This window comes from Actinoplanes teichomyceticus ATCC 31121 (assembly GCF_003711105.1).
Lineage (GTDB): Bacteria > Actinomycetota > Actinomycetes > Mycobacteriales > Micromonosporaceae > Actinoplanes > Actinoplanes teichomyceticus.
On record NZ_CP023865.1, the window covers coordinates 396,346 to 409,265 of the forward strand.

At 69.9% G+C, this 12,920-nt stretch carries 12 protein-coding genes and 2 riboswitches; of the genes, 8 read left to right on the top strand and 4 right to left on the bottom strand.

Annotation, left to right across the window (positions count from 1 at the left end):
* Window positions 1–180 precede the first annotated feature (180 nt).
* The 4 genes from ACTEI_RS01820 to ACTEI_RS01835 all read left to right on the top strand — a co-directional run bounded on the left by ACTEI_RS01820 (window position 181) and on the right by ACTEI_RS01835 (window position 5,325).
* Window positions 181–1,476 (top strand): ABC transporter ATP-binding protein, encoded by a 1,296-nt coding sequence (locus ACTEI_RS01820; RefSeq protein WP_122976041.1) that lies wholly within the window; start codon window positions 181–183, stop codon window positions 1,474–1,476.
* A 100-nt stretch (window positions 1,477–1,576) separates the two neighbouring features.
* Complete coding sequence (locus tag ACTEI_RS01825) at window positions 1,577–2,062, top strand: ATP-binding protein (RefSeq protein ID WP_122976042.1); 486 nt, start codon at window positions 1,577–1,579, stop codon at window positions 2,060–2,062.
* 114 nt (window positions 2,063–2,176) lie between these two features.
* Window positions 2,177–2,917 carry a beta-phosphoglucomutase family hydrolase gene (locus ACTEI_RS01830; RefSeq protein WP_122976043.1) on the top strand — a complete coding sequence of 247 codons (741 nt, stop codon included), beginning with the start codon at window positions 2,177–2,179 and terminating at the stop codon, window positions 2,915–2,917.
* Window positions 2,918–2,958: 41 nt separating this feature from the next.
* A complete protein-coding gene (locus ACTEI_RS01835) occupies window positions 2,959–5,325 on the top strand; it encodes a glycoside hydrolase family 65 protein (protein WP_122976044.1) in 2,367 nt (788 codons plus the stop codon).
* Between the two features lie 66 nt (window positions 5,326–5,391).
* Here ACTEI_RS01835 and ACTEI_RS01840 read toward each other — a convergent pair whose 3' ends face one another.
* Both ACTEI_RS01840 and ACTEI_RS01845 read right to left on the bottom strand, forming a co-directional pair.
* The gene (locus tag ACTEI_RS01840; protein WP_122976045.1) at window positions 5,392–6,513 is read right to left on the bottom strand and encodes a glycoside hydrolase family 12 protein; all 1,122 of its coding nucleotides are present in this window, start codon (window positions 6,511–6,513) and stop codon (window positions 5,392–5,394) included.
* A 145-nt stretch (window positions 6,514–6,658) separates the two neighbouring features.
* Window positions 6,659–7,693, bottom strand: a complete 1,035-nt coding sequence (locus tag ACTEI_RS01845; protein WP_122976046.1) for a coiled-coil domain-containing protein — start codon at window positions 7,691–7,693, stop codon at window positions 6,659–6,661.
* A gap of 5 nt (window positions 7,694–7,698) precedes the next feature.
* A riboswitch (cyclic di-AMP (ydaO/yuaA leader) is annotated at window positions 7,699–7,830 on the bottom strand.
* A gap of 208 nt (window positions 7,831–8,038) precedes the next feature.
* A riboswitch (cyclic di-AMP (ydaO/yuaA leader) is annotated at window positions 8,039–8,175 on the top strand.
* Window positions 8,176–8,180: 5 nt separating this feature from the next.
* Here ACTEI_RS01845 and ACTEI_RS01850 point away from each other — a divergent pair.
* A complete protein-coding gene (locus tag ACTEI_RS01850; protein WP_122976047.1) occupies window positions 8,181–9,224 on the top strand; it encodes a coiled-coil domain-containing protein in 1,044 nt (347 codons plus the stop codon).
* 55 nt (window positions 9,225–9,279) lie between these two features.
* On the opposite strand, the gene ACTEI_RS01855 is transcribed toward ACTEI_RS01850, so the two are convergent.
* Complete coding sequence (locus tag ACTEI_RS01855; RefSeq protein WP_122976048.1) at window positions 9,280–10,053, bottom strand: ABC transporter ATP-binding protein; 774 nt, start codon at window positions 10,051–10,053, stop codon at window positions 9,280–9,282.
* A complete protein-coding gene (locus tag ACTEI_RS01860; protein ID WP_122981865.1) occupies window positions 10,046–10,942 on the bottom strand; it encodes an ABC transporter permease in 897 nt (298 codons plus the stop codon). The genes ACTEI_RS01855 and ACTEI_RS01860 overlap by 8 nt, the downstream gene beginning before the upstream one ends.
* Window positions 10,943–11,129: 187 nt before the next feature.
* Here ACTEI_RS01860 and ACTEI_RS01865 point away from each other — a divergent pair, with 187 nt between their 5' ends.
* The 3 genes from ACTEI_RS01865 to ACTEI_RS01875 all read left to right on the top strand — a co-directional run bounded on the left by ACTEI_RS01865 (window position 11,130) and on the right by ACTEI_RS01875 (window position 12,917).
* Window positions 11,130–11,738 (top strand): TetR/AcrR family transcriptional regulator, encoded by a 609-nt coding sequence (locus ACTEI_RS01865; RefSeq protein ID WP_164465812.1) that lies wholly within the window; start codon window positions 11,130–11,132, stop codon window positions 11,736–11,738.
* Between the two features lie 121 nt (window positions 11,739–11,859).
* Window positions 11,860–12,219, top strand: coding sequence for an Atu4866 domain-containing protein (locus tag ACTEI_RS01870; protein WP_122976050.1), 360 nt, complete (start codon window positions 11,860–11,862; stop codon window positions 12,217–12,219).
* 149 nt (window positions 12,220–12,368) lie between these two features.
* Window positions 12,369–12,917: a hypothetical protein gene (locus ACTEI_RS01875; protein ID WP_122976051.1), complete on the top strand. Its 549-nt coding sequence runs from the start codon at window positions 12,369–12,371 to the stop codon at window positions 12,915–12,917.
* The last annotated feature ends 3 nt before the right edge of the window (window positions 12,918–12,920 follow it).

The following is a 12,920-nucleotide window of genomic DNA, read 5'->3' on the forward strand; positions in this document are numbered from 1 at the left end:
CGCTCGCTGCTGGGAACGTGCACATCAGGCGGGCCCCGTTCAATTCCGCGTAATCGAATGATCACAATCTGCGAATGGCACGTTCGCCCGATGGCAAAGCATCGACACCCCTCGCAAAGTCATTATCCGATCGCCGACCGTCGTGGGTTCGGGATCGAACTTTCGATGGGGAGGTTGGCGGTGTCCACCGTCGCGCTCAAGGACGTCACCAAGATCTGGCCGGACGGCACGGTTGCCGTGAACCGGGTGTCCCTCGACGTGCGGGACGGCGAGTTCATGGTGCTGCTCGGCCCGTCCGGCTGTGGCAAGTCGACCGTGCTCCGGATGATCGCCGGCCTGGAGGACCCCACCGAAGGCGACATCCTGCTGAACGGCGAGCCGGTGCTCGACCTGCCGCCGCGTGACCGCAGCATCGCCATGGTGTTCCAGGACTTCGCGCTCTATCCGCACATGACCGTCGCGGACAACATCGGCTTCCCGCTCAAGCTGTCCGGCGTGGAGCCGGGGCCCCGGCAGGACCGGGTCGGCACGGTGGCCGGCGCGCTCGGCATCGGCGAGGTGCTCGGCCGCCGGCCCAGTCAGCTCTCCGGCGGGCAGCGGCAGCGGGTCGCGATGGGCCGGGCGATGGTCCGCCGCCCGGGGCTCTTCCTGATGGACGAGCCGCTGTCGAACCTGGACAGCGGCCTGCGCGCGGAGCTGCGGGCGGAGATCACCAGCATGACCCGCGAGCTCGGGGTCACCACCATGTACGTCACGCACGACCAGGCCGAGGCGCTGACGATGGCGGACCGGGTGGCGATCATGCGGCGCGGCGTGCTGCAGGACCTGGGTACGCCCACCGAGGTCTACCGCCGCCCGGCCACCCTCTACGTCGCGGCCTTCCTCGGCTCCCCGCGGATGAACCTGCTGGAGGCGTCGGTCTACGTCCACCTGGACCGGTACGTCGCGCTCAACTTCGGCGAGCAGAGCCTCTACCTGGCCTGGTCCGACCCCCGGTCGCGGGCGGTGGCCCGCTACCACGGCGAGCGGATCGTGGTCGGGGTGCGGGCCGAGGCGCTCACCCCGGTCACCCCGGACACGGCGGGCGCGGTCCTGCACGGGCGGATCCGCTATCTCGAGCACCACGGCCACGAGTCGCTGGCCTACCTGGACATCGGTGCGACCGCGATCGTGGTCGACGAGATCGGCGGCCCGGTCCGCGATCAGGGGCCCACCGGCGGCGCGCTGAAGCGGCTGGGCGGGGCGTTGCAGCGGCTGACCCGGGCGGCTCCGGCCCCGGCGCCGGAGGACGGGGGCGCTCCGGTCAGCCTGCTCAACGACCCCGGCCGCCATCATCGGAGAGCGGCCGAGCTGTCGGTGCGGCTGGCTCCGTACCCGGCGGTCACCTCGGGGCATCCGCTCACCGTGGCGGTGCAGATGGACGCCGTGCACTTCTTCGACGAGCGCGGCGACCGGATCGACGTGGGATGGCGCTAGTGAACGTGGTCGGCGGCGGAAACGTGGTGACCGCCACTTCCGGGGCGGATCGCGGATGCCTGCTGCCACCGACCGGCCACAGCGCGTAGGCTGCACGACGGTGGAGGACAGGATGGGCCAGACGGTGCGCTCGGCTCCCGGCGTGGAGCCGATGAGTGACGCCGCCCCGGCGCCGTCCGGGTCTCCGGTCCTGCTGGACCGGACTTTCGGGCACGCCGACATCACCGTGCTGCGGCACGAGGTGTCCCGGCTGCTGTCCCCGATCGCCGGGAACGGGGACCGGTTGTCCGGTTATGTGCTGGCCGTCAACGAGGTCCTCACCAACGTCGTGCTGCACGCCGGCGGGCACGGCCGGATCCAGCTGCGGCGGGAGGCCGGCGCCGTGTGGTGCGTGATCACCGACTCCGGCCCGGGCATCCCGGACGACTATCTGGACAGCCACCTCCTCCCCGGTACGGAGGAGATCGGTGGTCGCGGTCTGTGGCTGGCGCACCGGTTGTGCGACGAGGTGACCACCGCGACCGGGCCGATCGGCACCTCGATCGGCCTGCGGATGGACCTGGCGCCGTCGGCCGGACGGCGGTGAAATCGCAGCTCGATCGGGGTGAGAACAGCTACTTGAACAACCTGTGAAACGCGCAGGAAATGTGAAGCCGCCCTTCGCCTCTCGTCTTCCGCCGGGTGCGACTACATTGGGCGCGTGCTCGGACTTCCTTCTCAGGTGACCGCCTGCCTTTTTGATCTTGATGGCGTGCTCACGCAGACCGCCCTTGTGCACAGTGCCGCGTGGAAACAAACGTTCGACACGTTCCTGGAGACGTGGGCTGAGCGGCACGGCCACGAGTTCGTGCCGTTCGATTCCGCGGCCGACTATCACCGATATGTCGACGGCCGCCAGCGCGCCGACGGGGTCCGCACATTCCTCGCCTCCCGTGGCATCACCCTGCCCGAGGGCTCGCCCGACGACGGTCCCGACCAGGAGACCGTCAACGGCATCGGCAACCGGAAGAACCTCCTCGTGCTGCAGAAGATCAAGGAAGGCGCGGTCCAGGTCTACCCCGGATCGGTGGAGTACCTGAAGGCCGCGAAGGCGGCCGGCCTGCGCCGCGCCGTCGTGTCGGCGAGCGCCAACTGCAAGGACGTGCTGGAGGCGGCCGGCATCGCCGACCTCCTGGAGGCCCGGGTGGACGGGCTGGTCGCCCGCGAGCTCGGCCTGCCCGGCAAGCCCGCGCCGGACACCTTCCTGCACGGCGCGCACCTCCTCGGCCTCGACCCGGCCGCGTGTGCCGTGTTCGAGGACGCCCAGGCCGGTGTGGCCGCCGGCCGGGCCGGGGGCTTCGGCCTGGTGATCGGGGTGGACCGGGTCGGTCAGGCCGACGCGCTCCGCGAGCACGGCGCCGACGTCGTGGTCACCGACCTCGCCGAACTGCTCGACCAGTAGAACCAGACATAGTTAGACTTTTTGTCCCGAGAGGCACCACCGTGATCCGTGAACGGGCCTATCCCGTCGACCCCTGGCACATCCGGGAGACCCGGCTCGACCTGGACCTGCTGGCCCAGTCCGAGTCGGTGTTCGCGCTCTCGAACGGCCATATCGGGATACGCGGAAACCTGGACGAGGGCGAGCCGCACGGCCTGCCCGGCACGTACCTGAACTCGTTCTACGAGTTGCGGCCGCTGCCGCACGCCGAGGGCGGGTACGGCTTCCCCGAGTCCGGCCAGACCATGGTCAACGTCAGCAACGCCAAACTGATGCGGCTGCTGGTCGACGACGAGCCGTTCGACGTGCGATACGGCGAGCTGCGCTCCCACGAGCGCAGCCTCGACATGCGCGCCGGCACCCTGGAACGGGTGGTGGAGTGGGTCTCCCCGTCCGGTCAGGGAGTGCGGGTGCGCACCGTGCGCCTGGTCTCGTTCACCCAGCGGGCCGTCGTCGCGTTCCTCTACGAGGTGGAGCCGCTGGACGCCTCCGCCCGGCTGATCCTGCAATCCGAGCTGGTGGCCAACGAACAACTGCCGCCGACCAGCAAGGACCCGCGGGTGGCGGCGGTGCTGGACCACCCGCTGCAGGCCGAGGAGATGCTGGAACAGCGTTCCGGCGGCCTGCTGGTGCACCGCACCAAGGCCAGCAACCTGCGGATGGCCGCGGCCATGGAACACCTGGTGGAGACGCCGGGCCGGCACGCGATCACCACCGAGGGGCACGCCGACTGGCTGCGCACCACGGTGGCCTGCCGGCTGGAGCCGGGGCAGAAGCTGCGCGTGGTCAAGCTGGCCGCCTACGGCTGGTCCAGCATGCGCTCCCTGCCCGCCCTGCGCGACCAGGTCGGCGCCGCGCTGGCCAGCGCCCGGCTGGACGGCTGGGAGGGGCTGGTCCAGCAGCAGCGGGAGTTCCTGGACGCGTTCTGGGACCACTCGGACGTCCGGGTCGAGGGCGACCCGGAGGTGCAGCAGGCGGTCCGCTTCGGCCTCTTCCACACGCTGCAGGCCGGCGCCCGGGCGGAGAAGCGCCCGATCGGCTCCAAGGGTCTGACCGGTCCCGGCTACGACGGCCACACGTTCTGGGACGCCGAGACGTTCGTGCTGCCGGCGCTCACCTACACCCAGCCGTCGGCGGCCGCGGACGTGCTGCGCTGGCGGCACTCGACGCTGGATCTGGCCCGGGAGCGGGCGCAGACGCTGGGCCTGCAGGGCGCCGCGTTCCCGTGGCGGACCATCCGCGGCCAGGAGTGCTCCGGGTACTGGCCGGCCGGCACCGCGGGTTTCCACATCGGCGCGGACATCGCCGACGCGGTCCGGCGGTACGTGCAGGCCACCGGCGACTACGACTTCGAGCGCGAGGTCGGCCTGGAGCTGCTGGTGGAGACGGCGCGGCTGTGGCGCTCGCTGGGGCACCACGACCGGCACGGTCGCTTCCACATCGACGGGGTCACCGGGCCGGACGAGTACACCGCCGTGGTGAACGACAACATCTACACCAACCTGATGGCGCAGCAGAACCTGATGACCGCGGTGGAGGCCTGCAAGCGCCACCCGGACCTGGCCCGGCGCTTCGGGGTGGACGACGAGGAGGCGGCCTCCTGGCGGGACGCGGCGGCGGCCGTGCACATCCCGTACGACAAGGAGCTGGGTGTGCACCAGCAGTGCGAGGGCTTCACCCGGTTGCAGGAGTGGGACTTCGAGAACACTCCGCCGGAGGGCTACCCGCTGCTGCTGAACTACCCGTATTTCGACCTGTACCGCAAGCAGGTGGTCAAACAGGCCGACCTGGTGATGGCGATGTACATCCGGGGCGACGCGTTCACCCCGGAGGAGAAGGCGCGCAACTTCGCGTACTACGACGCGCGTACCGTCCGGGACTCCTCGCTGTCCGCCTGCATCCAGGCGGTCCTGGCGGCCGAGACCGGCCACCTCGAACTGGCCCACGACTACCTCGGCGAAGCCGCCCTGATGGACCTGCACGACCTGCACCAGAACGCCCGGGACGGCGTGCACGTGGCGTCCCTGGCCGGATCCTGGATCGCGCTGGTCGCCGGCCTCGGCGGGATGCGTGACTTCAACGGGCAGCTGTCGTTCGCGCCGCGGCTGCCCAGCCGGATCAACAACCTGGACTTCTCGCTGCTCTGGCGGGGTCTGCGGCTGCGGGTGAACGTCACCGCGGACGAGGTCACCTACTCGCTGCGCAACGGCGGCGGCTCGGCCCGGCTCACCCTGCTGCACCACGGCAAGGAGATCGAGGTCACCCAGGTGCGCCCGGTGACCATGCCGATCCCGTCGGCGGGACCGGTCGGCCCGGCGCCGACGCAGCCCGCCGGCCGCGCGCCGGTGCGGCGCGCCACCCCGCACTGATCCGCGCGTACGCGCGACGAGGCGCTCGGCCGGGCATCCCGGCCGAGCGCCTCGTCTGTCCAGGGGTCACGCCCGGGTGCAGGCGCTCCCGTTCAGGGTGAAGGCGCTCGGCGCGGTGAAGCTGCCGCTGTAGGCGCCCTGGAATCCGAACGTCGTGCTGCCGCCGGCCGGGATGCTGCCGTTGTAGCTCACGTTGCGGGCGGTGACGGCTCCGGACGTGCCGCTGAGGGTGGCTCCCCAGACACTGGTGACGGACTGGCCGGAGGGCAGGGCGAACCCGAGGGTCCAGCCGTCGATCGGCGCGGTGCCGGTGTTGGCGACGGTGATGTTGGCGGTGAAGCCGGAGCTCCACACGTTGGTCGCGTAGCTGACCCGGCAGCCGGTGCCGGGCGCCGGGGTGGACGGCGAGGTGGGCGGGGTGCCCGTCCCGCCGCCGTTGACCGCCGCGCTGAAGTTGTTGACGGCCAGCCCGGCGCCGCCGATCCACGGCTCGAAGCCGGCCTGGAGGCTGGTCAGGTACCACGAGTCGGTGATGGCGCCCCGGCTCTTCACGTCGTTGATGAAGTCCAGGACGCTGAAGCTCCAGCTGGTGATCGGGGACGGGGCCACGTAGGAGATCACCGCGTTCGACCCGTTGCTGCCGCGCCACACCTGCCACGTCCGGCCGCCGATCGTGGCGTTGCCCACGACCGAGCCGATCGGCTGGATGGAGCCCTGCCGGTTGAACCAGATCATGATCTCCTGCGCGTTCACGCCGTCGGTGCGCGGCGTGGGGTCGAGCCAGATGTCGTAGGCGGCGTCGTACGTGGCGCCGGAGACGTAGGTCCAGTTGATGCTGCTGGTGGCGCTGGTGATCGAACTGACCCGCAGCGGCAGGTTGGTGCCGGGTGAGCAGCGCGTGTAGTGGCAGCCGTAGTAGACCGCCGGGTACGACACCGGGGCGCCGCTGGTGTTGCCGACGCTCTGCTGGCTGGTGATGGCGAAGCCGGTGCCGGTGACGTTGATGCACTGCTCTGCGGTGCCGCCCCAGCGGTTGTTCATCACGACGTAGCGGCCGCCGATGGTGGTCGCGCCGTACTGCTCGCAGATCCGCGTGTCGGCCTGGGCGGGCTGGGTGACAACCAGCGTGGTCAGCGCCGTGAGGACGACGGCGGCGGCGACGGTGAGGGAACGGAGGGTGCGTCTCATTGGACAGCTCCTTGGGCCGGGAACCCAACGGGAAATGTGGGAGCGCTCCCAGCGGACGTTACAACACATTGACGTACATGAGAAGAAGGCCGGGCGGCGGGTGGTCTTCCCCCGTCGCCCGGCCTTCCCCGGTACGTCTCGTCGGCTACAGCAGCGACACGTGCACGTGGTCGGTGTGGTCGCTCGGACCGTGGTAGGCGTGCCAGTTGCCGGTGGCCGGGAACCAGATCTGCTTGTACCAGATCACGTAGTAGATACCGAGCCGGTCGGCGTTGCGCACCAGGAACGCCGTGAGGTCGTTGCCGTACCTCATCATCTTGTCGTTGTGCGCGGACGAGAACCCGGTCTTCTGCAGTGACCAGTCGCACGCCCGGCCCTTGGGGTGCTCGAACGGGCCGCCGTCGCGGTGACAGCCGACGAACAGGTTGAACCCGGCTTTGCGCACTTCCTTGTACATGTGCAGGGTGCGCTTGGTGATGCAACCGTTCGTGGTCGGGTCGGTTTGGTTGCAGCTCTCCGGGGAGAAGCCGCCGCTGGAGTTGCGCGGCGCCGGCAACGCCCGCGCCGATTTCGCGTCGACGAAACCGTTGGTGATGGTCTTGTTGATGCCGGTGCTGCCGCCGAGCAGCTCAAGCTGGTCCTGGGCCGAGTCGCGCAGCTTCTTCTGCACCGAGAGCTGCTGCTCCTCGTTCCTGACCTCGGCGTCCAGCCGGGCCTTGTCCGAGGTGATCTTCTTGAGCAGGGTGTTGAGCTCGTGCAGCTTCGCGTCGTGCAGCTTGTTGATCTCCTCCAGGGTGACCGCCTTGTCCAGGAAGTCACTGGAGGAGTCGGCCCGGAGCAGGAAGCTCAGCGAACTCAGGTTGCCGATCTGGTACTGCTGGCGGGCGATCTGGTTGACCTCCGGAACCAGTTGGTCCCGCCGCTGCTCCGCGGCCTTGATCTGGGTGGCGAGCGCCTTCTGGTTCTTCTTCGAGGCCGAGACCGCCGCCTTGGCGTTGACGAACCGGCGGTTGGTGGACTCGATCTGCTCGGAGAGGTCGTCGCTCTCGTCGCCCTCGGCGGGGGCCGACGAGCTGCCGCCCGGAGCGGCGTGTGCCGGCGTGACCGGCGCCACAAATATTGTGGTGGCCACGAGCGGCGCCAGGGCAAGCATCAGCCACCGGCGGGGACGTGCGGTCATCAACAATCCTTCCTAGTCACCGCCGACCGGGTTAGCTGACGGGTTCGGGACGGAAGCTATCCCTACCGCATAATGCGGATTCACCCCAACTACCTGGTTCCCCGGCTCGCCTTTCGGCGATTGAGCGGCGGCCTGCCGGCAACTCGGGGGCGGTGCCGTCCTGGCAGGACCGGCGGTCAGTTTACCCGAGATACGGCGCGGCATCAGGACCCCGAAATCCAGCAAATGCGTTACCTGGCAACGACTTTCTGTAATCGCATCACGACTCGTGACCGGCCCGTCGCAATGGGTACGAGAACTGTCGATTCCTCGATCGAGTGGGTATGGTCGGTTCCGGTTCCCACCCGGGGACCGCCGCCTAATCGCACGCATGAGCGAGCCGGGGATCCACATTTCTTCCGGGGTGAATCCGCGTCAGCGGTAGGGATTTCCTTCGTCCCGAACCCGTCAGCTAACCCGGCCGGCGGCCGACGGAAGGAAATTGCCAGTGCAGCATGAGACTGCGCGGCGACGATGGGCGGCCGTACTCGCGCTGCTGGTCGCCGCATGCGGGCTCGCGGGCGCCGCCTCGCCGGCCGCCGCGGTGCCCCGCCCCCTCGCCGCGCCCGGAGAATCCGGCGACGACGGTGAGGGCGGCACCAAGACCCTGCTCGACAAGCTCGACGACGCCTCCAAGGGCTATGTGACGGCCAAGGCCAAGCTGAAGACGTCCAAGGAGCAGCAGACCCGGCTCGCCGCCGAGCTGAAACGGCTCGACGCGGCCCTCGGCCCGCAGCAGCAGGCGCTGAACCAGTACGCCGAGCAGGCGTACACGATGGGCCGGCTGGGGCCGCTGAGCGCGCTGCTGACCGCGGAGAACTCGGCCGGCTTCCTGGACCGCGCGCAACTGCTGACCACCGTGGCGGAGCGGCAGAACCAGGCCGTCGAGGACCTGCGCGCCACCCGGGACAACCAGCGCAAGGCCAAGACCGCGATCGACGCCGCCATCATCGACCAGCAGCGGCAGGTCAACGTGATGGCCAAGCGCAAGGCGCAGGCCGAGCAGGCGCTGAAGGAGGCGAACCAGGGTGACGACGCCGAAGACTCGGCGGACTCCGGCGGCGGTGGTGGCAGCTCGGACGCCGACAAGCCGTCCGGCAGCCTCAGCGGTGGCTGCAGCGTGGACGACCCGACCACCACCGGCTGCATCACCCCGCGCCTGGCCTACGCCCTCAAGCAGGCCCAGAAGGACGGCTTCACCCGCTACGTCGCGTGTTTCCGGCACCAGAACAGCGGGGAGCACCCGAAGGGCCGGGCGTGTGACTTCGCCTCCGACAAGAACGGCTTCGGCGGGGTGGCCACCGGCAGCAGCAAGACGTACGGCACCGACCTGGCGAACTACTTCATCCACAACGCCGACACCCTCGGCGTGCTGTACGTGATCTGGTTCAAACGGATCTGGCTGCCCAGCAGCGGCTGGAAGTCGTACAGCGGAGCCGGCGGCACACCGTCGACGGACCATACGAACCACGTGCACCTGTCGGTGACCTGACGGACGAAAGCCCGGGCCGCTCGGCCCGGGCTTTCTCGTCGCTGCGACCGACGCCCTACTTGCGGACGAAGGACTCGTACTCCTTGAGCACGTCGGCGGTCGGGCCGTCCGCCCGGATCAGCCCGGACTCCAGCCAGATGGCCCGCTCACAGGTGTCCCGGATCGACTGCTCGCTGTGGCTGACCAGGAACACCGTGCCGGCCTGCTGGCGCAGCTCGCGCACCCGTGCCTCGCTGCGCCGGCGGAACTTCGCGTCGCCGGTGGCCAGCGCCTCGTCGATGAGCAGCACGTCGTGCTGCTTGGCCGCGGCGATGGAGAATCGCAGCCGGGCCGACATGCCGGAGGAGTAGGTCCGCATCGGCAGCGACGCGAAGTCGCCCCGGTCGTTGATCCCGGAGAAGTCGATGATGCCCTGCTTCTTCTCCTTGACCTCGGCCGGCGTCATGCCCATGGCCAGGCAGCCCAGCTCGACGTTGCGGTCGCCGGGCAGGTCGTTCATCAGGACCGCGTTCACGCCCAGCAGGGACGGCTGGCCGGACGCGTAGATGGCGCCCCGGGCCACCGGCAGCAGCCCGGCCACCGCGCGCAGCAGGGTCGACTTGCCGGAGCCGTTGGTGCCGATCAGGCCGATCGCCTCGCCGCGGTAGGCGACGAAGGACACCCCCTTGATCGCGTGCACCTCGCGGACGTTCGCGGCCTTGGTCCGGGTGACGATCCGCTTGAAGCTGGTCAGCGGGCTCTGCTGCTGGTTGCCGGCCGAGCCGTAGACCTTGTAGATCACGTGCGCGTCGTCCGCGATGACGGTGGGGATGCGCTCGTTGTCAGCCACGGCCGTAGCCCTTCTCTCCGCGCCAGAAGTAGACGAAACCGAAGAAGCCCACCACCAGCGACCAGACGACCGCCTCGATCCAGAGGAGGCCCGGCTCACCGGCCAGCGTGACGTTCTCCAGCAGTGCGTGCCGGTACAGCTCGATGAAGACCAGCAGCGGGTTGGACTCGACGAGGGCGAGCTTCCAGCCGTCCAGCTTCTCGGTGAACCGGGTGACCGGGTAGAGCACGGCCGAGCCGTACATCCAGAACCGCATGATGAACGGGATCAGCTGCTTGACGTCGCGCATCTTGGAGCCGAGCCGGGCGGCGGCCAGCGCCAGGCCGATGTTGAAGATCATCTGCAGCAGCATCACCGGCAGGACCAGCAGCCACTGCCACGTGATCGCCTCACCGGTGAAGAGCACGATGACCAGCAGCACGCCCATCGCGGTGAGGAAGTTGCGGATCTCCACCAGGGACACCGAGAGGGGCAGGCTGGCCCGGGGGAAGTGCAGCGCCCGGATCAGGCCCAGGTTGCCGGTGATCGCGTTGACGCCGTTCTGCACCACCGACTGGGTGAACTGGAAGACGAACACGCCGATGCAGAGATAGGCGATGAAGTTCGAGACGCTGCCGCTGGTCCCGATCACCACGCCGAAGATGATGTAGTACACCAGCGCGTTGATGGCCGGTGTCAGCACCGTCCAGAGCGAGCCGAGGTTGGTGTTGCCCAGCGAGGACGACGTCTTCGCCCGGGCGTGCGCGGCGATGAAGTGCCGGTAGGCCCACAGCTTGCGCGAGTACTCCAGGAGTCCGAGCCGTCGCCCGGACGAGGTCAGGCCGTGCCGTCGGGCGAGTTCCTTGAGGGGAACGCCGGTAGCGGCGTCGGCAACCGCTGTCTCTGGCATGGAGTGGTGCTCCGATCTCGTCGGCCGGTACGAGGCGGCGGACTCCGGTGGCTTGCCTTCGAACACAGGTAGCAGCATGACAGGCGTCCGCCGACGCCGATGGAACGGGTTCGTATCGACGTGGAAGGAACGGTAGCCGACCAAACGGCGGAACGCAACCGTTACGTCGTAGCGTTATAGTTACCGGGTGGCGACAGTCAAACGCGCACCGGCCGGAGCGGCGGTGCTCCGCAACGACATCACTGTGGCGATCCGGAACGCGGTCATGAGCGAACTGGCAGAGGTCGGTTACGGCCGCCTGTCGATCGAAGCCGTGGCCCGGCGTGCCGGGGTCGGCAAGACCGCGATCTACCGGCGGTGGAGCAACAAACTGGAGATGGTACTGGAGATCATCACGGAAGTCGCCGGGCGGAAGGTGCCACTTCCGGACACCGGCAGCTTCGCGGGCGATCTCGACCTGTTGATGATGATCGTCAGCAAGGCGTTGCAGCATCGGGTCGCTTCGCAGATCATCCCCGACCTGATGGCCGAAGCCGCCCGGAACCCGCAGATCGCCGAGACGCTGCAACGGGTGCTGCGCACGCACCAGCAGGCGGTCGGGGAGAAGCTGGTCGGCCAGGCGGTCGCCCGCGGCGAGCTGCCCCAGGACACCGACGCGGAGGTGGCGGTCGACCTGATCCTCGGCCCGCTGTACTGGCGGCTGGCCGTGTCCCGCCAGCCGATCGGCGACGACTACCTGGAGAAGCTGGCCGCCGCGGTGCTCGGCTCGCTGCGGGGCGGCGCCGCGGCCCCCTGACCCACCGCACCCGAACGCGCACCGGTCCGCACCCGATCGCAACTCAGACTTTCCTGTGCGCGGCCGGGTCGCGGGCCGACTGAGGAGACTGTCCCCGACACCGACCCCTCCGGAGCCGGCCATGCAGTCCTCCACCACCCGCGTCGACACCACCGTCCTGGACGCCGCGGCGATGCTCGCGATCGCCATGGGCAGCACGCCCGGGCCGGCTCCGGGGCCGGTCCCGCAGCGACCCCGGGTGGTGGCCGACGCGGTGGTGGGGACCTGGCGCAGCCGGGACGGCGCGATCAAACTGCACCTGCGGACCGACGGCACGTACGCCGGCGAGGTGGCCGGCCGCCGCAAACGCCCCAGCGGCACCTACCGCATCGACGGCGACGCGGTGATGCTGCACGACGCCGCCTCCGGCCTGCACACCCCGGTCACCGTCCGACAGCACGGCGAGCTGGAGATGGCCGGGCACCGCCTGCTCCCCGCCTGAGCCGCCCGGCCCCGTTCCGCGCGCCGACGGCGCAGGACCGGCCGGTGAGCCGAGCGGATCCGCGGCGCGGACCACGGCTCCCGGCGGCCCTAAGCCAGGCTGCGGCCACGCCGAACGGAGGGTGGGGAAGCGAGCGGGAAGGAGCCGGGATGCGGCACGTCGGAACCGTTGCGGTGGTGGTGGCGTTCGCGCTGGCGGCCGGTGGCTGCGGTGGCGGCGACGAGCGCACCGGCGCCGCCGCGTCGCCCAGCCCCGGTGACACCTGGTCACTGCTGGTCACCGGCAGCGCCACGCCGAGCCCGACCCCGTCGCTGGGGGTCCGGCCGTCCGCCGCCGCCACCGCCGGGCTGCCGTCGGCGAACCCGAGCTGCACCCGGGTCTGGCCGCCGACCGAGCCGGTGCTGATCCCGGTCGCGGTGACCCCGGTCCCCGGCGGCTTCCGGGTGGAGTGGCCCCGGCAGTACGACTCGAACTACCGGGTCACCGCCGTGCCGCAGGAGCTGGTCGCCGGCGCGCAGCCGGAACCGGTCTGGAAGAACGTCCCGGCCGGCACCGGCTGCACGATCAGCACCACGCTGACCGGCCTGAACTCCGGCGACCCCTACATCGTCTGGTTGGACGCGCCGAACACCGGTCGCCAGCCCGACGGGACCCGCCACCCGTACAGCGGGCGCAGCTCGGTCGTGTACCCCGGGTGAGCC